The sequence below is a fragment of the Sorangium sp. So ce131 genome, assembly GCF_051519095.1.
Taxonomy (GTDB): domain Bacteria; phylum Myxococcota_A; class Polyangia; order Polyangiales; family Polyangiaceae; genus Sorangium.
The window spans coordinates 287,541-309,680 of the sequence record NZ_CP150455.1 but is presented as its reverse complement, the minus strand read 5'-3'; the positions used below and the strand labels follow the sequence as shown (position 1 = coordinate 309,680).

Below are 22,140 nucleotides of genomic sequence, written 5' to 3'. Positions count from 1 at the left end.
AGCCCGCCGCCGCGCAGCACCCGCTCGCACTCGACCGGGTGAAGGGCCGCCGCTTCTACTGTGCAATCGCGAGAACACGAATGTGTTCGTCGCGTACCCGCTACAGCACGCTGTGAGGAAATCGCCGCACGAGCCACCAGCGAACCTCGTTCTCCACGGCGCTCCCCGCGAGCGGTGACGCAGCCAGGGCATCGACTGCACCTTCGGTCCAGAGGCGCCTGTGCTCCTCCTCGGAGAGCTCATCCAGGCTTGCCAGAAGCGTCTCTGCGAGACGTGCGCGCTCCGCGACGGGCAGCTTCAGGGCTTCGGTTTCCAGCTCGGGAAGGTTCACGGGGGGATTGTACCGCGCGGCCCGGAGGCTGCCCCAGGCGCGCTCCCCCATCGGCGACGAGTTGCCGCGACGACGGCGACGGCCGACGTTGACAGGCGGGCGCTTGCGGTCACCGCGGCCCCGGCTCGGCCGGACGGCGCGGCAGTGCGTGGTTCGCCGTCGGCGCAGCTCGTTCTCGACCGCGAGGGCCGTGTGCTGCGCCGTCGCGGTACCTCGTGGTATCTCGCGGCTCATGGAACGAGCCATCCAGGCCCCGCCGCCCGGCTTCGACGACCTCACCGTGCACGAGCAGATCGAGGACGTCCAGGCGCTCTGGGAGCGAATCGCGGCGAGGGAGGACGACCTCACCGCAAGGCGGACGCGAAGCTCCTGGTCGTCCGCCCCTGGGTGGCGAGCACGGAGGCTCGCGAGGGCGAGCTCACGGACCGTCTGGCCCAGCCGCATCGCCGCCTCGAGCCGCTTTTCCGGAGGCATGCGCCGGAGCAGCTCGTGGTAGCGTGCGTCCGGTTGCGGCGAGGTGTCGACCATCGCGGTAGAGAGGGCTGAGCACGCCGAGAAGGTCGCGGTCGACGATGTAGGTGTAGATCATCGTGGTCCGCACATCCTTGTGGCCGAGCAATGTCTGAGTCGTCCGGATGTCGGTGCCCGCCTCGATCAGGTGGGTTGGACCTCCGAGCCGACGTCGCCCTCGGCCGGCAGGCTCCCCTCGACCGCGGGCCTCAATCGACTACCTGCGGCTGAGGTCCCGGGACGATGCCCGCGAGATCCGGATCTTCTCCGGGCGCCAGGGCGACGCTCGACGCCTTGTCATTGCGCCGCTCGAGTCGGTTCGCCGTCTTCTCGCGCTGCTTCTCGATACGAGCGCGCTCTTTCTGTCGCTTCAACGCGGTCTGTCGTTGCATGATGACTCCATCTCAAGACGCCCCTGGACCGGCGTGTTGGTTGACGCGAGCTCCGCGGTCGCCGGGAGCTCCACCTGGACCGGTTCGATGCACGAAGCGCATCCGCTCACGGTCCACGGAGGGACTCGACAACAAGCGTGAATCCTCGCCGGAAAAAACATTGATTCCGGACGTGCGAGGACGCAAGGTCGCCCTCTGCCACGCGCTCGGCGATCTGCCTGAATCCGGCGACTGGCTCACCCGCGAGCTCCATCGATAAGCCCCAAAAAAAAGCGGCGGACCTCCGGGGGTCCGCCGCCCTATGTCGACCGAACGAACGGAGCGATTCAGTAACGATCGCGGCCGCCGCCGTGGCCGCCGCGCCCGCCGCCACCGCCGAAGCCGCGCCCGCCGCCGCCGCCGCCGGCCGGGCGCTCCTGCGCCTCGTTCACCTTGAGCGAGCGCCCGTCGAGCATCATGCCGTTGAGCTGCGAGATCGCGCTGTTCGCCGCCTGGGCCGAGCCCATCGTGACGAACGCGAACCCGCGCGGCTGGCCGGTCTCGCGGTCGGTCGGCATCGCGACCTCCCGGACCTCACCGCTGCCGGCGAACGCGGCCTCGAGGGACTCGCGCGTGGTGTTGTACGAAAGATTGCCGACGTAAAGACGATTACCCATGACACGTTGCTTTCACGGCTTACAGATGCGCTCACGAGCGCTCTTCCGCCTGCCATTCGATGAAGCCGCTACGGATCGAACGGTAAGGTGCCGCGCAGCGAAACCTGCGCAAGCACACGGTGCGTCGTCCAGTCATCCGCGCGAGCAATAGCCTCCCTCATGAAAGGGAGAGAGAAAGCGTCGTGTCGAGAGCCAGTGACGTCGTGAGGAAGCGGCACTTTACTCCGCTACGACGCGATACGCAAGCGGCACGGCATCTTTTTCGTTTCCCCCTGCAGCGGTTCGCGGCGAACCTGCGGCCGTCAGCGCGGAGGGGCCGCGCAGCGTAGCGCCGGCTCATCAGCGATGAGCCGGCCGCTGTGCCCCAGCGCAACCCGCCGATGATCCCGCCGCGACGCGGCGGGCAGTGCGGCCGGAGACCGTGCGAGGCGGCTGGTCCGCGAACAAGCTAGCGAGCTCTACGCGCGACCTCGACGAACCCGTCCGGGCGTCGCAGCTCCCCTCCCCCGTCGCGCGTCAAAGCCTCCTCTTGAGATCTATCCGGTAGACGGCATCGAGCTCACGCAGCAGCGGTAGCGAGGTCACTCATGGCCTACCCTGACGCTTGCGATGCCGTGATCGCCGAACCAGCCGCTGCTGACGATGGCTCGCCGGACCGCGGTTCGCGTGGCCCGGCTCCCCGCGGCAGAGCGACAAATCGTTAGTCGGGTAGGCCGGGGTCAACTACCGCCCGGCCCCCCACAGATCCGGACGTGCGGAATTCCCGCATCCGGCTCTTCGGGACAGGGTTCGCTACGACCGGGCAGGAGCGGGGTGCGTGATGCGCGGCTGCGGAAGGGGGTACCTCTTCAGCAGCCGGTGCATCCGCTCCCAGGTCATCTTGGCGTTCTGCGAGCGGCGATCGAGCCACTTGCGCCACACCGCCTGGTCCTCCCCCGCCTCCGCGGACACTTTCACTATGTGTAGATGATCGCGGCAACCCGCGTGAATCCGGTGAAGTTCACTGGTGAAGAACGCACGGCGATGCCGATGAAGACGCGCCGAGGGCCGGTGAAAAGCGCGACTCGTGCCGGTGAACTTACCCGGTGAAGACGACGCGGGCATGTCAGTGCTTGCGGGCGCGGCGCTGCTTGGAGCGCGCGGCGTTCAGCTCCTTCGCCTCCTTGAGCCGGTAGCTGTCGGCCTCGATCTCGATGATTTCGGCGCGGGCCTCACGGTCGAGCGCGGATTGCCATCGCCAGGCGGACCATGGTGACGCAAGGAGGGTACGCTCAGGTCGCGGCTGCTGGCGATGCTGTTACCAAGTTGGCGGGTACGCGCCCGCGCTCGGGTCGCTCGCGTACCCGTCCTCGAACGTGAGCGGCACGCTCGCATGCAGTGCCGACGCGGATCGTCCCGAGTTGATGCTGATGGACCTGAACGGCAACGGTCGAGTCGACATCGTGGTGACCGAACGCTGCAACGACGACGCGACCGGCACGACGCGCTGGCTGCTCGACGCCTCCACCTGCAAGTAGTCAGCGAGCCACGGGGCGCTTTACGCGCGAGGTTCACGGTGTCACCCTCCGTTGGATGACGGACGCCAAGGCCGCCTATCACCACGGAGATCTGCGCAATGCGCTGGTGGAGACCGCGACCGAGCTCGTGCGCACCTCCGGCGCGGAGGGCTTCAGCCTCCGCGACGCCGCCCGGACGCTCGGGGTCTCGGCGAACGCGACCTACCGGCACTTCGACAGCAAGTCCGCGCTGCTCACGGCGGTCGCGAGCGCGGCAGCGGACAAGCTCGCGCGGAGGATGCGACGCAAGATGGCCGACGCCGAGCGAGCCCTCGAGGGACGAGACGACGCGGAGGTCGCGATCGAGTGTTTCAAGGCGATCGGTCGCGCGTACGTCGCCTTCGCGACCGAGGAACCGGAGCTCTTTCGTCTCATGCACGGGCCGAGCGGCCTCTGTCAGATGAGGCGCGAGCCACGTGCGGACGCCGCGGACCATCCCACGGCGGATCGGATCCTCGGTGAGGCGCTCGACCGTCTGGTGAGCGGCGGGGTGATCCCGCCCGAGAGCCGCATCGACGGCGAGATCCGCGCCTGGACCGTGGTCCACGGCTTCGCTTCGCTGGTGCTCGACGGCGCCTTCGCCACGGTCGCTTCGCGCGCGGAGGTGCTCGAGGGCCTCTTGGACTTCGCGCTTCGAGGGCTCGGCGCGAGCCAGGCCGGCGCGAAGGGGCCTCGGCGACGGCGGCGCCCGTGACCCTCGCGTCCTGACGACCGGCCCGAACCGCGCCGTTAGCGCGCTCGTGCGACGCGATGTTGACACTGTGAACTCTGGCGCCTATGTTAACATTGTGAACACCCGGAGGGTGCGCATCCACAAGGAGGGAGCGTCCAATGGCGAAATTGAACGGGAAGGTCGCGGTGGTGACGGGTGGGAGCGACGGCATCGGGCTCGCGACGGCGAAGCTCTTCGTCGCGGAGGGAGCCACCGTCTACGTCACGGGTCGGAGGCAAGAGAGGCTCGACGAAGCGGTCGAGGAGATCGGAGGCGGCGCCGTCGGCGTCCAGGGCGACGTCGCCAACCTGGCCGACCTCGACCGGCTCTTCGCGCGGATCCGGCGAGAGCAGGGCAAACTCGACGTCGTGTTCGCCAACGCCGGCATCTCCGGGGTCGCGACGATGGGCGCGATCGACGAAGACCACTTCGACCGCATTTTCGGCGCGAACGTCAAAGGGCTGCTCTTCACGGTGCAGAAGGCCCTGCCTCTCATGAAGAGCGGAGGCGTCGTCGTCCTCAACGGCTCGATGAGCGGGAGCAAAGGCTTCCCGAATCAGTCGGTCTACAACGCCACCAAGGCCGCCGTGCGCTCGTTCGCGCGGACCTGGACGACCGACCTGAGAGGCCGCGGCATCCGCGTGAACGTGGTCTCGGCGGGGGCCATCGACACGCCGGGCATGCGCCGCTTCGTCGGCGGCCACACAGAGGCTGCAGAGGCGCGGATCTCGGGCCTCAGTCAGTCCGTGCCGCTCGGGCGGTTCGGGAGCGCGGAGGAGGTCGCCAAGGCCGTGCTCTACCTGGCGTCGGACGACAGCAGCTACGTCGCGGGCGCCGAGCTGTTCGTGGACGGCGGGGTCGTCGCGGTTTGAACGTCGTCGCGGTTTGAACGGGTCGCAGCGACGGCAGGGGCGAAGTTGGACGCGGCAGCAGGCGCAGAGGGCGAGGCGGTAGGCGCGCGCCGCCGTGGGTGCGAGGCGGCGCGCTCAGAACATGGCGCGGGGGTTCGGCGCGTCGGCCGGGATGTCCTGCAGCACGTCCCAGTGCTCGCAGAAGCGCCCGTCGGCGACGCGGAAGATGTCGACCACCGCGACGCCGCGCGGCCGCCGCGGGTTCACGAGCTTGTAGTGCACCACGGCGTACTCGGCGTCGGCGATCATGCGCTGGATCTCGACCTTCGCGCCGTCGAGCGGCGTCTCGCCGTCGCGGAAATAGGCGATGAAGGCCTCGCAGCCGTTCGTCCCGGGCGCGGCGCGCGCGTCGGGGTTGTGGTCGACGAAGTCGGCGGTTAGCAGCGCGCGGACGGCGTCCCAGTGCCTGCCGACCACGGCGTCGTACAGATCGAGCAGCATCTGCTTGTTGCGTTCGGGGTTCATACGGAGGAGGCGTGCCTTTCTGCACCGGGGGCCACGGTCGCTCGCCGGTGCGTGCTCACCCTCGCATCGGGGCGCGCGGCGGGCTTGAACCTGCGCGCCAATCGTCGGCCGCAGCGCGCGCGCGCACCGCGCCGTGGGCGCGTGTTAGCGCGCGCGCGCGACCGCGCGGTACACGCTCGGCGGCATGCCCGACGCGGCGCGGAACTCGCGCGCCAGATGGGCCGCGTCGCTGAACCCGTACGCGTGCGCGATCTCGGTGAGCGGCCGGAGCGAGCTGGCGATCGCGACGGTGGCGTCGCGCATGCGCACGCGGCGCGCGAGCGCCGAGGCCGTGGTGCCGTGTGCCGCGAGCCGGCGTTGCAGCGTGCGGACCGACTGGCGCGTGGCGTGCGCGAGGTCCTGCGGCGTCCACGGCGCGTGCGGCTCGCGCGCGAGCGCCGCGAGCGTGGCGGCGACCGGGTCGTCCGCGGCGCTCGGGTGGTGCAACGTCTGGCGCGCGGACGGCGCCGGCGCGGTCCGGCGCGACCACGCGAGGCGGAGCGCGACCGGCGGCTCGGCGAGCGACGCGGGCCCGAGCCAGCGGGCGTCGCAGGCGAGCTCGCGCCACGGTCCGCGCGCGGCGCGCGCCGCGACGACGAGCTCGCCGTGGCCCATCCGGCGCAGCAACGCGGCGAGCACCCCGGTGATCATCACGGTCTGGCTCGCGGGGGCGAGCGCGCCGGCGTACGGCTGCGCCGCGAGCTGCAGGGCGCCGGCGCCGTCGAGCGCAAACCGCGTCTGGTGGCGCACGCCCCACGCGCGCTCGAGCGCGCTCCAGCATGCGCGAGCTGCGCCACGCTCGCGGCGCTCTCGAGCAGGTAGAGCGTCGGCGAGAAGGTCAGCGCGTCGAGCCCGTCGCCCAGCGCGAAGACGGCGCCGAGCCCACCGACGTGCGCGTGCTCCGCGACGAGCGCCCGCAGCGGCGCCGCGGGGCTGAGGGCCTGGAGGGCGGGGTCGGGCGCGCGCGCGACGTCCGCGTCGCGCGGGCGGACGCGCTGCGCGAGGTGGAGCAGCTGCAGGTTGACGTTCTGCGACACGGGGCGTGGGCGCAGCGACAGGCGTGTGGACGCCGCGCGTGCTCGCGCGCGAGTGTGGCACCTGTGCGCGCGGGCCGCCACGGTCGCGGGCGCCGCTCGCCCGTGAGGGCGAAGGGCGCGCACGCGCTCACCTCTCCCTCCTGGGCGATCCCTCGCCGCCCAAGCGCGATATCGCCTTCGGCGCGCCCGCAGGCTGCTTCGTTCAGGCGGCCCCTTCGATGCATGGATAAATGATGGATATGGGGTCTTTTTTCCCGGAGGGCCGGATCGCGTAGAAGAATGTCTGTCCAGCGGAGCGAAGCGCCTGGAGGCGTGCGAGCACGGTGCCACCGGTGGTATACGACGAAGCGAATGGTCCGCTCGTACAGATCCACATCTCGGGTCTCGTGACGGGGCCGTGACGCTCCGCCGAGCGCCCCAGCGTTCTATGATCTTTCCTCATCATCCTTGGGCTGCTCGCTGCGGCCGTCGCGATCGTGCAGCCGCGCGCGGTCACCCTGGCGTGCAGCGCGACGAGGCCGATGCTCGGGTAGCCGTCCTCGCCCCCCTTGCCGCCTCGGCCGCCGCAGCCGCCGGCCCCGCCCGAGCCTCCCCCGGCGCCCTCCTGGGACGCCGCGCCGGCGCAGCACCTCCTCCAGCAGCCGGTCCTTGCTGCGGAAGTAGTCGTTGATCGCCGCCACGTTCATGCGGGCCTCCTGTCGTCAAGCCCGGACCTTGACAGCGCGCGCGCCCATGCTAAACAGCTGTTTCAAGCTACTGCTTCATACAAATGGCCGAAGGGGTTTGGCTCCTCGTGTCGGCTTCGCCCTGGAAGCGGGGGCCGCTCAGCGGCGGAGGCCCAGGCTCCGCATGCGGGGTGAGCGCGCGTCAAGCCCTGGGCCGGCGCTCTCCACGCGCTCGCTTGACGCCTGCTTTGTGATTTCTTTTGCGATAGTTCTACACATACAAACAGCAATTCATGACCGCGGCATTGTGACGTCGCTGGCGGCGTCGCGCTCGCGCGCCTCATTCCTGTTTGTCTATAAGGATACTTGTACATGAGATTGAAGCATCTTCCGTACACCTCAACAGCGATTGCATCGATTCTAATGCTCGGAGCGGTGGGTTCGGCTCACGCGGCCGTCTATCCTGCGAGCTCGTCCAGTGGTGGGCCCGGCGTGAGCGGGTGCACGGGCGGCGCGAACTGCACGAATGAAAGTTGGGGTGTCGACCTCAATGACAACACCGGATTCGTCTGGAACGTGGCGGGCGGCGCCGGCGGCAATGCGGACCTCTATGTGAAGATCGCTGTGCTGTCGCAAACCAGAGCGATGAGCCTCTGGCTGAACGGCAGCCAGATTGCCGTCATCACGTCCACCGCCACAGAGAGCCCGCGCCCGAGCGGGAAAGAGCTCGGCCCGTTGTCGGTGACGCTGCAGGCCGGTAACAACACGGTAGAGCTGCGGGATACACAAGGCACTGCGGAGTTCGACGTGCATAGCCTGCGCGTTGAGCCGACAGGCGCCGGCGATGATGATTTTGAAATTGGACTCTGGCGACTGATGTCCCGCGCCGACCGTGGCACGTTGAGCCGCGATGCCTTCACCGGGCAGCTGGTCGGCGCCAGTTACTCGGGCGATGACCATCAACACTGGCGCTTGATCGGCGTTGGTGCGAGCAAGTATCAGTTTTTTCACGAGGAGACCGGCCAGTGCCTGGTTGCGTCGAGCGGCACGACGGTGCTCGGCGGCTGCAGCGGCAGCGCAGCGGAGTGGACCGTGGAGACCTTGCGCGCCCGCACGGTGGAGCGCCCTGCCCTGTATCGCTTGCGCTCAAACGGGAACAGCTGCGCTATCCCCAACGGCGGCGCACAGCCCACCCTGGGGACCTGCAACGACAGCGCACGCTGGTACCTGGAGCCCGTCGGCTTCGGTGAGCGCCTCGCGAGTGTAGAGTTCGATTTTCATGGACTTCTCCTCGTCAAGCCCCATACCGACGTCCCTGGTGTCACGCAAGGTTCGCTGTCGACCAGCGTCGTCGACGCGGTGCAGATCGCCTTCGAAGATCGGGTGGCTTATTGGATGGATCTGATCACTGACGGCCGGGTCGCATGGCATGGCTCCAGCGTCGTATCCAACGATCCTATCACGTCATTGTCGGGCTCGGGCAATGATAATTATTTGCCGGCGGCCATCCACCTTCAGCAAGACGTGCAGAGCTTCGTGCCTCGTGGCCAGTACGACACCGTGCAAGTGTTTTTCACGCCCGGTGACAGCAAGCCGGGGGGCTGGGGATGGGGCCCGGGAAGCAGCTACGAATCGAACTACACCCTGTGGACGACGGTGAACGGGAAACATACGGTCGCCTCCGACTGGCTGTCCACCGTCAACAGCGAGCCTGTGGAGGTGTTCATCCATGAACCCATGCACGGACTCGATGGGTTTTACGGAGAGCTGGGGATCCCGCTCCCCGAAGGGCTGTTGGATGGAGGAACTGCACCGAATCGTTACGCCAGCTCCGGCACTGCGGGCCGTTCGTGGCTACACTGGTACCGCGACTACTGGCTGGGGACCGTCATCGCCTCCGATGACACCTACCGCGGCTTCGGTCCGCGCGCGTTCGCCCAGATCACGCCGAGAGACTACGCATTGAGCCCCGCGGTAGACGAGTACAAGATCGTGCAGCACACCAGTGGCAAATGCTTTGTCCCGGAGGGCGGCGCTACGATGCCGGCCAACGACACGCCGCTGGTGCTGTCAAGCAACTGCAGCACGCTCGCCTCTTCTTTCAGGGTTCTGGCCAGCGGCCTGCTGAAGCATGTTCCGAGCGGACTTTGTATTCACCCGAATCAAGGCACCGCCTACAACGGCGTCAACCTGATCCTCAACCCCTCCTGCGCTCCCGAAGTGCGCCTCTCTTTCGACGTGACGTCCGGTGGGAGCCTGCAAAACAGCGAAACCGGCCGCTGCGTTCACCCGCAAGGCGGATCGGCGACACCCGCCGAAGGAACCAGCCTGATCTTTCACGACGGTTGTGATGAGGAGCGCCTGCGCTTCAACCTGGTATTGCAGTAACGACCTCGGGGCAGAGGATTGCGCCCTCTGGCGGGAGAAAGGGCTGAACTTCGTCGCCCCGTCGAGGTCGAGGCCCCGCCGAATGATGAAGGACACGCTGTTCGGGGCCGACGCGCAGACGTGCGAGGCAGCGGGGAGCGACGCGACGTATTCGCAGATCCTCCAGGCGACGAAGACGCAGATGGCCGCCTACCGTAAGGCGCAGGAGGCCGCAGGGGCAGCGGCGACGTAGCGCAGCCGCCTTCGCCCCCCGTCCGCGCCGTCCGTAGTTGCTGGGGTCCGGCGTCGGGGGCGGCTCGCCGTCGCGACCGTCCTCCGCGCCGCCGGGCAGGTAGCGCCCGGCCGTCAGCCGGACTCCCCCGCGCCCCGGCGGACCAGGGCCCGCAGGTGCGGCGAGAGGGCACGGCCCGAGAAGAAGAGGTCCCGGAACCAGCGCTGCGCCGGGTCGTCGTCGTGGCGCTGCGACCACAGGGCCACGACCTGCGCGGCGGGCAGCTCGAAGGGGGGCGCGAAGACCCGCAGTCCGAAGAGCTCGCGGGCGCGCCGGGCGACGCTGCTCGCGATCGTGCAGATGAGGTCGGAGCTGCGAACGGCGAGGGGCGCGGCCATGAAGTGAGGCACGCGCAGGGCAACACGCCTGCTCTTGCCGAGGCGGGCCAGGGCGCGGTCGACGGCGCCGTCGCGGCGGCCCTCGACGCTGACGAGGACGTGGCCAAGGGAGACGTAGGTCTCGAGGTCGAGGCGGCGCGTGATCGCCGGGTGGCCTTTCCGGACCACAACGGCGAAGGGCTCCTCGTAGAACGGCGCGCGGCGGAGGCCAGCGCCGGGCACGGGCTGGGAAGCGCCGATCAGGGCCAGATCGATGTCGCCGAGGACCAGCGCGGGGACGGCATCGGGAGAGAAGCGCTCGATCTCCAGGCGTACGAAGGGGGCGTGTTTGCCCAGGTGGTCGAGCACATCGGGGAGGGTCGTGAGCTCGAAGTGGTCGACGGTGGCGATACGGAAGGTGCGCGCCGAGGTGCGCGGATCGAAGGGCTCGGGGGAAGCGAGGGCGCGGCGGAGATGCTCGAAGGCGGCGGGCAGGGCCGCCCGGAGCTGGAGGGCGCGCGGCGTGGGGGCGAGGCCGCGGCCGAGGGGGGTGAGCAGGGGATCGCCGAAGAGCTCGCGCAGGCGCGCCAGGGAGTGGCTCATCGCCGACTGGCTGACGTGGGCGCGGCGCGCCGCAGCGCTGACGCTGCCCTCGATGAGCAGCGCCTCGAGGGCGGGAAGGAGGTTCAGGTTGATGCTGCGGACATCGATCTCGCTCATACCTGGTATGAGATACATCCAATTTTCATCATGGGTCCAGCGATGCATGCTGGGCGGCCTATGAACGTGAGCGACGTCGAGGTTCTGGTGACGGGGGGTACGGGGTTCATCGGGCGCTGGCTGCTGGCCGAGCTGACCCGGACGAAGGTCGTGGCGGCGCCGGTGCGCCGCGCGCGGCAGCGGGCCGCGGCGCTCTCCGCGTTCGTCGACGCGCATGGCGGCGATTCGCGGCGGCTCCTTTTGGTCGAGGGCGACGTGGAAGAGGCGTCGCTCGGCCTTTCGGACCGCTTCGAGCAGGTGCGCGATGTCTATCACCTGGCGGCGCGCTTCGCCTTCGGGCTCGGCGTCGAGGAGGCGCGGCGCTGCAATGTCGAGGGCTCGCTGCACGCGGCCGGGTGGGCGCTCTCGCGGCCCCGCCTGCGGCGCTTCGTCTATCTCGGCGGCTACCGCATGCTGCACGCGAGCGCCCGGCCGGGCGCGGAGAGCGCGCTGACCGAGCGTGCGCGGGGCCGGCTCTACCGCCGGCTCGGCGCCTACGAGGCGTCGAAGCACGAGTCGTATCTCGCCGTGCGCCGCTTCGCGGCCGAGCGCGGGCTGCGCTGGACGGCCGTGCATCCGAGCAGCGTCATCGGCGACTCGCACACCGGCGAGACAACGCAGCTGACCGGCCTCGGCGAGACGGTCCAGCGGCTCTGGCAGGGCCGCTTGCCGGCCCTGGTCGGCAGCGAGCGCACCTTCCTGCCGCTGGTGACCGTCGACTACCTGGCGCGCTTCCTGGCGAGCGTGCCCGAGCGCCCAGAGACCGCGGAACAGGACCTCTGCGTCCTCGATCAGGCGACGCCGCGGCTGCCCGCGCTGGTCCGCGGCATCGCCGCCCACCTGAAGCGCCGCCCCCCGAGGTGGGTGCTGCCCGTCGGCCTGGTCCGCCTGCTGCCGGAGGCGCTCACCGGCGTGCCGCGAGAGAGCCTGTCGTTCCTCGCCGAGGATGCCTATGACACCCGCGCGGCCGACGCCCACGCCCGCGCGATCGGGCTGGCGATGCCGCCGATCCGGACGAGCGTCGAGCGCTGGTGCGACTACCTCGTGGCGACGCGCTTCGGCGCCGCACACTAGATCATGAGGATGTTCCTTGTCGCTCGACCTCCTGGCGGAGCTCCTGGCGTGCCTGCGGGTGGAGCCGCTCGGGCGGGTGGTGGGTGAGCAGCACGCCTGCTGCAGCCGCCCTGCGGGTCCGTCGAGCCGGCGGGCGGGAAAGGACGCTCAGGAGCCGGGAGGACGCAGCTCCGCATCGAGGAGCGCGGCGAGCTCGGTGATGCGCCGGTCGATCTCCTCCTCCGGCGTCGCCAGCAGCCATCCCTCGAAGTCGTCGAACGATGCCTTGAACCGCGTGATGAGCTCGCCGAGGGCCTTCCCCTCCAGCCCCGGCACGAGCCGCATCACCCGCTTGCCGCTGAACTTCGCGTCGATCTGCGCCCGCCGCGCCTCGGCCGCGCGCTCACGCTCGATCTGCCCGCCGAGATCGGCCTCCGGGAACGCGGCGAGGATCGTGGGCAGGTACGACCGCCGGTCCCCGAGGGTGGGCCGCTTGTCGATGCCCCGGGCGCTCAGGTACTCGATGAACCGCGCCACGGTCGACCGCACGCCGGCGCGCTCCCGCAGCGGGCTCTCGCCCTCATCGAGGTAGGGCGCCACCGAGAAATAAGGGCTCGCGATCACCCAGTCGAACACCGCCGGCAGCGACGCGAAGCCCGCCTGCCACGCCCCGTGATCGAGCCCGAGGAAGCCGCAGATCCGCTCGAAATCGTGCGTCACCTCCAGGTCTGCCCGGTAATTGCCCCCCTCGCGCCGGTACACGTAGGCGAGCCCTCGCTCCCCGTACTTCAGGTCGAAGCGCCGGCAGATCCGCCCGATGAAGTTCCCCACGTCGTTGAAGCACATGAAGCTGTACGCGCTCTCGAGGTAGCGCTTCGGCACCGGGAAGAAATCGGTCTGCAGGCCGCGGTACACCGTCGAGAACACGTGCCCCACGGCCTTGGTCTGCGTGACCCCGAGGTCGCGCGCGATCTCGGCGCGCACCTCGCCCCAGTCCGGCCGCGACGCGACGATCACATCCATGTCCCCGAAGTCCGGCTTGTCGCCGTAGTAGCGCGGGACGCGGTACTGCCCCGGCAGCTTGACGTCGAGGTAGCGCCGCACCTCGGCCTCGATCGCCAGGTACTCGCCTCGGGGCATCCTCGGTAGGTTGAACAGCTTGCCGCCCATCGCCCAGCTCCGGCCTCGCAGTCTAACCCGATCCCCCGATCGGGTCACCCGCCCGCCGCCACCCGGGCTCGAGCGCCCTCCTCTTCCTCCGTCCATCCCTGCCCCCTGCTCGACAGAAAGCTCGGCCTCGCGCGCAGCTTCTCGACGGCGTCGACGCTGGGGTCGTCACCGATGCTGGACGTGGGGCGGCGTCAGCCCGCAGCCCGGGCAGGCCTGGGACGGGGCGCAAGAAGACTCACTCTGGCACAGGCACATCCTCATCACGCGGAGAACCTCGCGATTGGCGCTGGCCCGTCGCGTGCTTCAGGGTCACGGCATGAAGACCTTTACTCGATGGCTCATCCCCGTTGCGCTGCTCCAGGTGCTCGCCTGCTCCGATCCCGTCGAGCAGCCCACGGACACCGGCTCGGGGGGCAATTCGTCCGGAGGAACCACGTCGTCGAGCGCGTCGAACGGCACCGGCACCGGCGGCGCCCCCGGGACGTCGTCGAGCGCGTCGGGCGATACCGGCGGCGGCCCCGTGGCGTGCGACGACCTGGGAGGCGGCGCTCAGCCGGGAGCGGCCTGCACGAACGAGGACGAGATATGCGATATCGCCTGCTCGGGCTGCTGGCACAGATGCATCGACGGCGTGTGGGTCGAGGAGTGCAATCCGTGCCCCGATGCGCTGCCCGAGAGCGGGACGAGCTGCGAGGACTATGACGGCGTGGGGCCGTGCAGCTACGACAACGAATGCGGCACAGCGGTCGCCGAATGCGACGGAGCGACCGGGTTGTGGGTCGTCGAGGGGGACGACTGCGGCGGCGGCGGCGGCGGGGAGGACTCGGGCGGCTGCGGATGACCGTGCGGCCGGTCTGCGGGTCCACAGAGCGCCGCACCGCAGGTCCGATCGCGCTGAGTTACTTTCACCAGGTGATCAACGGGGAACGATGCACCCAGGTGTCGCCGCGCACCTGGTCGAGGACAAAGCTCGCAACATCTCCTCGCGATATGGTGCCGCCGTGGAAGCTGGAGAGATCCGTGAGCGCGCGGACGGTGTTGCGGCTTTGCTTGTCGTTGAGGACGGAGGGGCGAACGAGAATCCAGTCGAGCCCGCTCTCTCTGACGATAACCTCCTGCCGGTTCTTGTCGGCGTACACCTTGCGCAAGAGAAGCGGGAAAATCAGGTTGTCGAAGAGAAAGCCGCCGTGCCCGGCGCTGTCACCGGCGCCGATCCCTGTGATGCAGACCAGACGTGAGACTTGCTCGCTCTTCATTGCGCTCACGAGCGCGCGCGTCGCGGACGAGAGGAGGGTCACCTCACGGAATGGGCTGGCGGGCGTGCCGAGCGCGCTGACCACGGCGTCCCGGCCTTTGAGCGCCTGGCGCAGGACGCTCTCGTCGCGGGCGTCTCCGACGACGAGCTTCGCCCCCTTGAGGTCACTCGCCTTTTCGGCAGAACGCACGAGCACGGTGACATCGTACCCTCGCGCCACCGCCTGGCTGACGATCAGGCGGCCGCTGGCGCCGGTCGCTCCAAGGACCAGTATCTTCGGTTGGGCAGTCCGGGTGGTGTCGGTCACGGAGTTTTGCATGGCAGCTACCTCGGAGAGCGGGACGCCTCCTGAGAGGCAGCCCCGTCGTTCATGTCCCTCGTGGCGATCAGAGCCGGCCCTCCGCGAGCAGCTCGCGGGTGCGCTTCAGCGTCGACAGCAAGGCGCTCTTGTAGCCCTTGTCGCTGTTCATCAACGCCTGCTCGGCCTGCTCCTCGGGGCCGTTCGGCGCTTTGCCGCGCAGGCCGAGGTAGCAGTAGAAGCGGAGCTTCAGCGCGCCGTCGGCGTCCTCGAACAGCTCGTTGATGATCGCGCCCTCGCGGGGCCCCTTGGCCTGGAAGAAGGTGACCTTGCTCTGCGGCTCGAACGTGATGATCTCGCGCAGGTCGTCGCCTGCGATCGTGGCGTCACGCACGATGTGAGAGCCGCTCTCCTCGACGACGTCACAACGGGTGCAGAGGCCGGGCGGGAGGAACAGGCGGGCGTCGCGGGCCTTGAGGACCAGGCCCTCCCATGCCTGCGCGCGGGTCAGCTTGGTCTCGCCTTCCGGGTTCACCGGGACGGTCGCGGTCGAATAGATCATGACGATGTTCCTTGTCGTGGGTGTTGAGGTTCACTCGGCCGTCAGACCGAGGTCGCGACCTCGGCGGCGAAGTCGCGGTAGGAGCGCAGGGGGCGTCCCAGGAGCGTGGTGAGACGCGCCACATCGCCGGCCTCGGGGAGCATGCCCTCGGTGAGGAAGCGCTCGCTCATCAGGCGCATGTCGAAGGCCATCCAGCTCGGCATGAGCTGCCGGAGGTTCCGCTCGAACCCGGCGGTGTCATCGCCAGGATAGGCGATCGGGCGCCCCAGGACCTCCGTCCAGATGGCCGCGACATCCGCGCCGGTCAGCGTATCGGGACCGACGAGGTTGATCCGGTCGAGGGGAAGCGGGGCGGCGGCCTGCTCGCGGCGGAGCAGCTCGATGGCCGCGATCTCGCCGATGTCGCGCGCGTCGATCATGGCCAGCCCCTTGCCGCCGATCGGCATCGGGTAGACGCCGTATCGGGTCACCACGTCCTTGATCGTGAGATCGTTGTTCATGAAGTACGCGGGACGCAGGATGGTGGCGTGGAGGCCCATCTGCTCGATCATGCGCTCGACGGCGAACTTGCCCGCGAAGTGCGGCACGTTCACGTAGCGGTCGCTGTGGATCACCGACAGGTAGACGATCCGCTGGATGCCGGCCTCGCGGGCGAGGTTGAGCGCGATCAGGGCCTGGGTGAATTCGTCAGGCACCACGGCGTTGAGCAGGAAGAGCGTGGAGACGCCCGAGAAGGCGCTCCGCAGCGAGTCGACGTCGAGCAGGTCGCCCTGCGCGACGGCGACGCCCGCCGGCAAGTTGGCTTTGGCGGGATCGCGGACGAGAGCGCGCACGTCGGCGCCGCGCTTCGCGAGCTGCTCGACGACTTGGCGGCCGACTGTGCCGGTCGCGCCGGTAACGAGGATGGTCATGGGGTTCGCTCCGGTTCGGGTCGAAGGACACCCTGCAAGGTAGTGGTTTACATTCGTGCCGATAGACGTTAACTTGAGACGGACCGTCTCGCTGGTGGAACACATGGATCTGCTCGCTCTCGCCGATTTCAGCCTCGTCGCCCGGCACGGAGGCTTCGGACGAGCCGCACGCGCCGCGGGACGCCCGAAGGCGACCCTGTCCCGCCGGGTCGCGGAGCTGGAGGCCGCCCTCGAGCTGCGTCTCTTCGAGCGCGGGGGGCGCACGCTGAAGCTCACCGAGGAAGGACGGGCGCTCTTCGAGCGAACGGGGGTATTGCTCACCGAGCTCGACGAGACTGCGGCAGCGATCGCCTCGGGTGGGGGCCGGCCGCGAGGCAAGCTGCGAATCAGCGCGCCTTTGCTCTTCTCGCAGATCGCGATGGGCAAGCTCGCGGCCGGGTTCGCGCTGAAATATCCGGAGGTCCGGCTCGAGGTCACGACGGAAGATAGGACCGTCGACATGGTAGAGGAAGGTTATGACCTGGTAATCCGGGTCAATCCGGCTCCGGATGAGAGCCTCGTCGGACGGATCTTGCTGCGCGATCGGCTGGTCGTCGTCGCGAGCCCGCGCCTCGCTCGACCGGCGGACAATCTTGCCGTTCCGGCTGTGGTGCGGGAGGCAGGCGACCGGACTGCAGCCTGGGATGTCATGGCGCCAGCTGGAAGAACACGCATCGTGGCTGATCCAGTCCTGCGCCTGTCGTCGCACGTCATGGTCCGCGATGCTGTCCGAGCGGGCGTCGGCGCCGGACGCCTCCCGATTTCACTTGTAAGCCACGATCTGGCCGCTGGAGCTCTGGTGCATTGGGGCGATGTGGACGGCCCAGACATCGCCCTGTGGGCGCTCTACCCCTCCCGGCGGCTGCTGAGCGCTCGTGTATCCGCCTTCCTCGACCATTTGAAGGAAGCCTTTCCCATGGGGAAGCCTGAAGAGCTGGCGGCCTTTATCGGGGCATGAGGCGGCTAACCCCGCCCCTCCTGTAGCGTCCGACTTGCGTCGAGCATTGACGCGCTAGCTCACGAGGGCTGCGCTAGAGGTGGGGTTCCTGGGCGGCTTGGCGTCCTTGGCGCTTCGACTTCTGCTCGTTTCAGGCTGGTTCAACCCATTTGTCGCTCTAGGCCCCGCGACGCAGCTGGTTGCGACGTTGGGCCTCGCGCAGCCCACCCACTTCAGGAGAACTCATGTTTGATCACGTCAAGTTCGGAGTCAACGACTACGCGGCGAGCAAAGCGTTCTTCCTCAAGGCGCTCGAACCGCTCGGCGTGGCCGTTGTCTCGGAGGGGCCGCCGACGTACGGTGTCGAGCTCAGCGCAAAGGGTAAGGCTTCATTGTGCCTGTACCAAACCGAGGAGAAGCCGGCGCATCTCCACTTGGCGTTCACGGCCGAGAATCGCCAGCAAGTCCAAGACTTCTATCGCGCGGCTCTGGAGGCGGGTGGCAAAGACAATGGCGCGCCTGGTCTGCGCCCGCACTACCACGCGGACTACTATGCAGCTTTCGTGATTGGTCCGGACGGGCACAACATCGAAGTGGTTTGCCACGAACCCGAGGCCTGACCCTTCGTCGCCCCCGACTCGCCACAGCCGCCTCCGGCGGCTTCCGCGAGCGGGTGAGCACAAACGTTAGGCCGCTTACGCGCCGGAGCTCGTGCTCTACCAGGCCGGCGTGCACACGCTCGCCGGCGACCGGCTGGGCCGGCTCGCTCTGACGCACGAGGGCCTGATGCGCCGCGACGCGCGGGTGTTCGAACGCGCGGCGCGGCTCGGCGTGCCGCCCGTCGTGACGCTCGGGGGCGGGGTTGGCCGGGACATCGAGGCCACCATCGCGGCGCACGCCAACGTGTACCGGGGCCTGGTGGAGCGGCTCGGGTAGCGGCCCGCGCAACGCCGGAGCCCCCGGACATGGCCGTCGCTGGCCGGCCGGGGCGAGCTCTGGCGCGTCGACGCGGCGGCTTGCGCGGCGCGCAACGACGCGCGCGACGGTGCGCTGCTCAAAGGGGTGGACAGACTTAGTAAAGAGTACTAACTTACTCCCGGACCACGAGATGCGGCCGGTGGGAGGCCGCTGTGGTGAACCGTCAACCCGTGGTGCGTCCGGGCCTGGCGAAGGCGCACGCATGCCACGAGCAGGAGAGCCGTCCATGACCGTTGTGATTGGAGACAAAGAGTACTTCCCCGGTGTTGGCAAGATCCCCTACGAGGGGCCTGAGTCCGACAACCCCCTCGCCTTCAAGTGGTACGATGAAGGCCGCGTCGTCGCTGGCAAGCCCATGAAGGACCACTTCAAGTTTGCCGTGTGTTACTGGCACACGTTCTGCGGTCGTGGGCACGACCCGTTCGGTCCGGGGACGATCCACTTCCCCTGGGACGAGGGCAAGGACCCGCTGACCCGCGCTCGCATGAAGATGGACGCGAGCTTCGAGTTCATCACCAAGCTGGGCGCGACGCACTACTGTTTCCATGACATCGACCTGGTGGAAGAGGGCGACAGCCGCGCCGAGACGTCGCGCCGCCTTCAGGGCATCGTCGAGTACGCCAAGCAGAAGCAATCGCAGTCGGGCGTCAAGCTGCTGTGGGGCACGGCGAACCTGTTCTCCAACCCGCGCTACATGAACGGCGCCTCCACGAACCCGGATTTCTCCGTGGTGGCCTACGCCGGCGCCCAGCTGAAGGACGCCCTCGACGCCACCATCGCGCTCGACGGTGAGAACTACGTGTTCTGGGGCGGCCGCGAAGGTTACATGAGCCTCCTGAACACGGACATGAAGCGCGAGAAGGAGCACTTCGCCCGCTTCTTGACCATGGCTCGCGACTACGCGCGCGCCCGGGGCTTCAAGGGCACCTTCTTCATCGAGCCCAAGCCCATGGAGCCCTCGAAGCACCAGTATGATTTCGACGCTGAGACGGTGATCGGGTTCCTGCGCCAGCACGGCCTGGACAAGGACTTCAAGCTCAACCTGGAGACGAACCACGCGACGCTCGCCGGCCACACCATGGATCACGAGATGCAGGTGGCCGCGGACGCCGGGATGCTCGGCAGCATCGACGCGAACCGCGGCGACTACCAGAACGCGTGGGATACCGATCAGTTCCCCTACAGCATCAACGAGACGGTGGAGATGATGCTCATCCTGCTCCGCAGCGGCGGGCTCCAGGGTGGCGGCGTCAACTTCGACGCGAAGCGTCGTCGTAACTCGACGGATCCGATCGATACCTTCCACGGACACATCGGCGGCATGGATGTGTTCGCGCGCTCGCTCCTCATCGCCGATGACTTGATCCGCAAGTCGCCGCTCGAGTCGATGCGCAAGGCTCGTTACGCGTCCTTCGACAACGGCAAGGGCGCAGAGTTCGAGAAGGGCAAGCTGACGCTGGAGCAGCTGGCCGAGATCGGCAACGCTGGTGGTGAGGTCAAGCTCACGAGCGGCCAGCAGGAGCTGTACGAAAACATCGTCAATCGGTGGGTCCGGTAAGCCGAGCGAGCGAGCGAACGGCATCCCCGGCGCGTTCCAGTCGACCCCCACCCTCGCCTCGCCGCCGCTCTGTCGCGGGTGGCGGCAGGTACCCGTGCGCTGCTGGACGGAGATGCAGAAGTACCAGATCGGCGGGACGGTCGGGGTCATGCCGTGCACGTGCATGAGCATGCTCTCGGACAAGCTCTTGCCCGCCGCGTGTGAAACGGACATCGCGGGCTGGATGGGGATGTACATGCTGCAATGCGCGTCCGGCCTGGTTCCGCTCCTGGGGGACTGGAACAACATGTTCGATGATGACCGAGAAGAGGTTGACCTCTTTCACTGCGGCGTCTGGGCCAAGAGCGTGATGCACCCCGGAGCCACGATTACGAAGCATCAGATTCTGGCCAAGGAGGTGGGCAAGGACAACAGCTGGGGCGCGGTCGACGGCGATCTCAAGCCCGGGACGTGCGGTACTACGAGCACAGCACGGTGGAAGAGCTCTAGCGGCTTCTGGGCGGCGTGCGTCGCCCGGCCAGCGCGAGCGCCGCGTCGAGCATCGAAGGCTGAGCCGCCCGCGCCGCACGTCGCGGTCGCCGTCTCGACTATCCCGGACGTGGAGCCGTCCGAACGCTGCGTCGCCTCGGTAGGGTACAGCTGTACGGTAGGATGCCCTTCGCTTCGACCAGGTGGCCGGGCGAGGCCATCTGAGCGATCATGCCCTCGTGGAAGCCCTGCTCCTCTCCGCGTTGGGGGTCGCGCTGACGCTCGGCCTCGGCGGGGCCGGGCTTCGATGGGCGCTGCGGCGCGCCGCGCGAGAGCGCCTGCGTCGGGCGTGCGTCGAGTCGATCGCGCAGCTGCGGCCAGCCCGCTTTGCCGCCGCGCGGGGCCGCGCGGTGCCCGTCGGCGAGCCGCTCGTCTCGCCCTTCAGCGGGCGCCCGTGCGTCGCCTTCCGGGTCGTGCGCTGGCGGCAGGAGCGCAAGGGCGGCTTAGGCCGCAACAACCTGGGCTTCGTCTGGGTCGCCGACGACGACGCCGAGTGGGCCCCGGACTTCGCCCTCGACGACGGCACAGGCCAGGCGCTCGTCCGCCCGAGCGGCCACGTGCGCTTCGACCTCGCGGACGCCGAACCGCCCCCGGACGCCGCCGACCACATAGACGCCTTTCGCGCGCGCTACGGCCACGAGCGCGCGTCGTTCTTCGCCGGCTTCCACGGCACGGTTCGCTACCGGGAGACGGTCATCGAGGTGGGGCAGCCCGTGCTCGTCGCGGGCACCGCCGCCGCCTCGAGCCGGCTCGACGCGAACGACGAGCGGGACGGCCATCGGGCGTCGCCGCCGCCCATCGAGCTTCGGCCCGACGACGAGCCGCTCTACATCGCGCCGGATTCGTGGCGATAGGCCTGGAGCGGCCCGCCTCCGTCACCCTCGCGTGTGGCCCTGCACCGCCGCCGCCCTCGCCTCGGCGCTGTCGAGCGAGCGGATCACTCGAGCGGGGTTGCCGACGGCCAGCACGTTGGCCGGCAGATCGCGCGTCACGACGGCGCCGGCGCCCACCACCGTGTTGTCCCCGATCGTCACCCCCGGCAGCACGATGACCATGGTGCCGAGCCACACGTTGTTGCCGATCTTGATGGGCTTGCCCCGCTCCCACCTCTGCCGCCGGGGCTCGGGCTCCACCGGGTGCGTCGCCGTGATCAGCTGCACGTTCGGGCCCATCAGCACGTCGTCTCCGATGGTGATCGGCGCGCCGTCGAGCGCGACCAGCCCGAAGTTCGCGAAGCTGCGCGCCCCGATGGTGATCCCTGAGCCGTAGTCCACGTAGAACGGCGGGCGGATCTCCGTGCCCTCGCCGATCGATCCGAGCAGCTGCTCGAGCAGGCGACGGCGCAACGCGGACTGCCGCACCGACGTCGCGTTGTAGGCCGCTATCAGGTCGAGCGCGGCGGCGTTCATCTCGGCGATCTCGGAATCGGCGATGTACGGGTCGCCGGCGATCATGCGCTCGCGCATCGATCGCGCGTCGTCAGGGTTCGTCATATGGACGATCGTACACATCATAGGGACGTATGTCCACATCAAACGACCGTCCACATCGGCGCTCGAAAGTGCCCCGGTCCGAGGGTCGCCTGGGATCGACAACGTCCGTCGAACCGCGGCGGCCTGGCCGTCCGCCGCGCCCCTCCAGGCGCCCTGCCGCCGGAGCGAGGTGGATGTACGCTATGGCGTTGGACAGCATTTGGACCTTGCGGCGCAGCGCCGATCCGTGAGACTTTCCGCGGGAGAGTTCACACAAGGCGACGAGCTAGCTCGCGCTGCGGCTCGCCCTTCACTTCGTGACCTTCGTGAAGACGTACGCGGACCAGATGGCGCACTTCGCTGCGGCAGA

General features: G+C 68.7%; 25 protein-coding genes and 1 pseudogene. 12 read left to right on the top strand and 14 right to left on the bottom strand.

Going from position 1 to position 22,140, the window contains the following annotated elements:
* Positions 1–100: 100 nt before the first annotated feature.
* The 5 genes from WMF43_RS01220 to WMF43_RS01200 all read right to left on the bottom strand — a co-directional run bounded on the left by WMF43_RS01220 (position 101) and on the right by WMF43_RS01200 (position 2,846).
* Positions 101–331 carry an addiction module protein gene (locus WMF43_RS01220; protein WP_437676823.1) on the bottom strand — a complete coding sequence of 77 codons (231 nt, stop codon included), beginning with the start codon at positions 329–331 and terminating at the stop codon, positions 101–103.
* Positions 332–749: 418 nt separating this feature from the next.
* Positions 750–986 carry a hypothetical protein gene (locus WMF43_RS01215; RefSeq protein ID WP_437684253.1) on the bottom strand — a complete coding sequence of 79 codons (237 nt, stop codon included), beginning with the start codon at positions 984–986 and terminating at the stop codon, positions 750–752.
* A 64-nt stretch (positions 987–1,050) separates the two neighbouring features.
* The gene (locus WMF43_RS01210) at positions 1,051–1,233 is read right to left on the bottom strand and encodes a hypothetical protein (RefSeq protein ID WP_061619872.1); all 183 of its coding nucleotides are present in this window, start codon (positions 1,231–1,233) and stop codon (positions 1,051–1,053) included.
* 326 nt (positions 1,234–1,559) lie between these two features.
* Positions 1,560–1,889, bottom strand: a complete 330-nt coding sequence (locus WMF43_RS01205) for an RNA recognition motif domain-containing protein (protein ID WP_437676821.1) — start codon at positions 1,887–1,889, stop codon at positions 1,560–1,562.
* Between the two features lie 792 nt (positions 1,890–2,681).
* Complete coding sequence (locus WMF43_RS01200) at positions 2,682–2,846, bottom strand: hypothetical protein (protein ID WP_437676819.1); 165 nt, start codon at positions 2,844–2,846, stop codon at positions 2,682–2,684.
* 398 nt (positions 2,847–3,244) lie between these two features.
* Here WMF43_RS01200 and WMF43_RS01195 point away from each other — a divergent pair, with 398 nt between their 5' ends.
* The 3 genes from WMF43_RS01195 to WMF43_RS01185 all read left to right on the top strand — a co-directional run bounded on the left by WMF43_RS01195 (position 3,245) and on the right by WMF43_RS01185 (position 5,029).
* Complete coding sequence (locus WMF43_RS01195) at positions 3,245–3,406, top strand: hypothetical protein (RefSeq protein WP_437676817.1); 162 nt, start codon at positions 3,245–3,247, stop codon at positions 3,404–3,406.
* A gap of 55 nt (positions 3,407–3,461) precedes the next feature.
* Positions 3,462–4,139: a TetR/AcrR family transcriptional regulator gene (locus WMF43_RS01190; protein WP_437676815.1), complete on the top strand. Its 678-nt coding sequence runs from the start codon at positions 3,462–3,464 to the stop codon at positions 4,137–4,139.
* A 137-nt stretch (positions 4,140–4,276) separates the two neighbouring features.
* Positions 4,277–5,029, top strand: a complete 753-nt coding sequence (locus WMF43_RS01185) for a glucose 1-dehydrogenase (protein WP_437676814.1) — start codon at positions 4,277–4,279, stop codon at positions 5,027–5,029.
* 114 nt (positions 5,030–5,143) lie between these two features.
* Here WMF43_RS01185 and WMF43_RS01180 read toward each other — a convergent pair whose 3' ends face one another.
* The 3 genes from WMF43_RS01180 to WMF43_RS01170 all read right to left on the bottom strand — a co-directional run bounded on the left by WMF43_RS01180 (position 5,144) and on the right by WMF43_RS01170 (position 6,609).
* Positions 5,144–5,533: a nuclear transport factor 2 family protein gene (locus tag WMF43_RS01180; RefSeq protein ID WP_437676813.1), complete on the bottom strand. Its 390-nt coding sequence runs from the start codon at positions 5,531–5,533 to the stop codon at positions 5,144–5,146.
* A 144-nt stretch (positions 5,534–5,677) separates the two neighbouring features.
* Positions 5,678–6,322, bottom strand: a complete 645-nt coding sequence (locus tag WMF43_RS01175; RefSeq protein WP_437676811.1) for a helix-turn-helix transcriptional regulator — start codon at positions 6,320–6,322, stop codon at positions 5,678–5,680.
* On the bottom strand, positions 6,223–6,609 hold the full coding sequence (locus WMF43_RS01170) for a hypothetical protein (RefSeq protein ID WP_437676809.1): 387 nt from the start codon (positions 6,607–6,609) through the stop codon (positions 6,223–6,225). The genes WMF43_RS01175 and WMF43_RS01170 overlap by 100 nt, the downstream gene beginning before the upstream one ends.
* Positions 6,610–7,646: 1,037 nt before the next feature.
* Here WMF43_RS01170 and WMF43_RS01165 point away from each other — a divergent pair.
* Positions 7,647–9,662: a hypothetical protein gene (locus WMF43_RS01165; protein WP_437676808.1), complete on the top strand. Its 2,016-nt coding sequence runs from the start codon at positions 7,647–7,649 to the stop codon at positions 9,660–9,662.
* Between the two features lie 82 nt (positions 9,663–9,744).
* Positions 9,745–9,894 (top strand): hypothetical protein, encoded by a 150-nt coding sequence (locus WMF43_RS01160; protein WP_437676806.1) that lies wholly within the window; start codon positions 9,745–9,747, stop codon positions 9,892–9,894.
* A gap of 113 nt (positions 9,895–10,007) precedes the next feature.
* Here WMF43_RS01160 and WMF43_RS01155 read toward each other — a convergent pair whose 3' ends face one another.
* Positions 10,008–10,970 carry a LysR family transcriptional regulator gene (locus tag WMF43_RS01155; protein WP_437676804.1) on the bottom strand — a complete coding sequence of 321 codons (963 nt, stop codon included), beginning with the start codon at positions 10,968–10,970 and terminating at the stop codon, positions 10,008–10,010.
* A gap of 60 nt (positions 10,971–11,030) precedes the next feature.
* Between WMF43_RS01155 and WMF43_RS01150 the strand changes: the two genes are divergently transcribed.
* A complete protein-coding gene (locus WMF43_RS01150) occupies positions 11,031–12,083 on the top strand; it encodes an SDR family oxidoreductase (protein ID WP_437676802.1) in 1,053 nt (350 codons plus the stop codon).
* A 147-nt stretch (positions 12,084–12,230) separates the two neighbouring features.
* Here the strand turns inward: WMF43_RS01150 and WMF43_RS01145 are convergent, their stop codons facing one another.
* A complete protein-coding gene (locus WMF43_RS01145; RefSeq protein ID WP_437676800.1) occupies positions 12,231–13,232 on the bottom strand; it encodes a hypothetical protein in 1,002 nt (333 codons plus the stop codon).
* A gap of 316 nt (positions 13,233–13,548) precedes the next feature.
* Here WMF43_RS01145 and WMF43_RS01140 point away from each other — a divergent pair, with 316 nt between their 5' ends.
* Positions 13,549–14,073 carry a hypothetical protein gene (locus WMF43_RS01140; protein WP_437676798.1) on the top strand — a complete coding sequence of 175 codons (525 nt, stop codon included), beginning with the start codon at positions 13,549–13,551 and terminating at the stop codon, positions 14,071–14,073.
* 64 nt (positions 14,074–14,137) lie between these two features.
* On the opposite strand, the gene WMF43_RS01135 is transcribed toward WMF43_RS01140, so the two are convergent.
* The 3 genes from WMF43_RS01135 to WMF43_RS01125 all read right to left on the bottom strand — a co-directional run bounded on the left by WMF43_RS01135 (position 14,138) and on the right by WMF43_RS01125 (position 16,258).
* On the bottom strand, positions 14,138–14,806 hold the full coding sequence (locus WMF43_RS01135) for an NAD(P)-dependent oxidoreductase (protein ID WP_437676796.1): 669 nt from the start codon (positions 14,804–14,806) through the stop codon (positions 14,138–14,140).
* A 67-nt stretch (positions 14,807–14,873) separates the two neighbouring features.
* Positions 14,874–15,347: an SRPBCC family protein gene (locus WMF43_RS01130; RefSeq protein WP_437676795.1), complete on the bottom strand. Its 474-nt coding sequence runs from the start codon at positions 15,345–15,347 to the stop codon at positions 14,874–14,876.
* Positions 15,348–15,388: 41 nt separating this feature from the next.
* A complete protein-coding gene (locus WMF43_RS01125) occupies positions 15,389–16,258 on the bottom strand; it encodes an NmrA/HSCARG family protein (protein ID WP_437676793.1) in 870 nt (289 codons plus the stop codon).
* 103 nt (positions 16,259–16,361) lie between these two features.
* On the opposite strand from WMF43_RS01125, the gene WMF43_RS01120 reads away from it, so the two are divergent.
* The 5 genes and pseudogenes from WMF43_RS01120 to WMF43_RS01100 all read left to right on the top strand — a co-directional run bounded on the left by WMF43_RS01120 (position 16,362) and on the right by WMF43_RS01100 (position 21,152).
* The gene (locus WMF43_RS01120) at positions 16,362–17,255 is read left to right on the top strand and encodes a LysR family transcriptional regulator (RefSeq protein WP_437676791.1); all 894 of its coding nucleotides are present in this window, start codon (positions 16,362–16,364) and stop codon (positions 17,253–17,255) included.
* Between the two features lie 224 nt (positions 17,256–17,479).
* A complete protein-coding gene (locus tag WMF43_RS01115) occupies positions 17,480–17,854 on the top strand; it encodes a VOC family protein (protein ID WP_437676789.1) in 375 nt (124 codons plus the stop codon).
* 85 nt (positions 17,855–17,939) lie between these two features.
* Positions 17,940–18,170 (top strand): annotated as a pseudogene (locus WMF43_RS01110) (histone deacetylase); the annotation flags it as partial.
* A gap of 268 nt (positions 18,171–18,438) precedes the next feature.
* Entirely contained in the window at positions 18,439–19,770 is a 1,332-nt protein-coding gene (gene xylA, locus WMF43_RS01105; protein WP_437676787.1) for a xylose isomerase, read from the top strand.
* A 707-nt stretch (positions 19,771–20,477) separates the two neighbouring features.
* Positions 20,478–21,152: a hypothetical protein gene (locus tag WMF43_RS01100; RefSeq protein ID WP_437676785.1), complete on the top strand. Its 675-nt coding sequence runs from the start codon at positions 20,478–20,480 to the stop codon at positions 21,150–21,152.
* Between the two features lie 21 nt (positions 21,153–21,173).
* On the opposite strand, the gene WMF43_RS01095 is transcribed toward WMF43_RS01100, so the two are convergent.
* Positions 21,174–21,791 (bottom strand): sugar O-acetyltransferase, encoded by a 618-nt coding sequence (locus tag WMF43_RS01095; RefSeq protein WP_437676784.1) that lies wholly within the window; start codon positions 21,789–21,791, stop codon positions 21,174–21,176.
* Positions 21,792–22,140 lie beyond the last annotated feature (349 nt).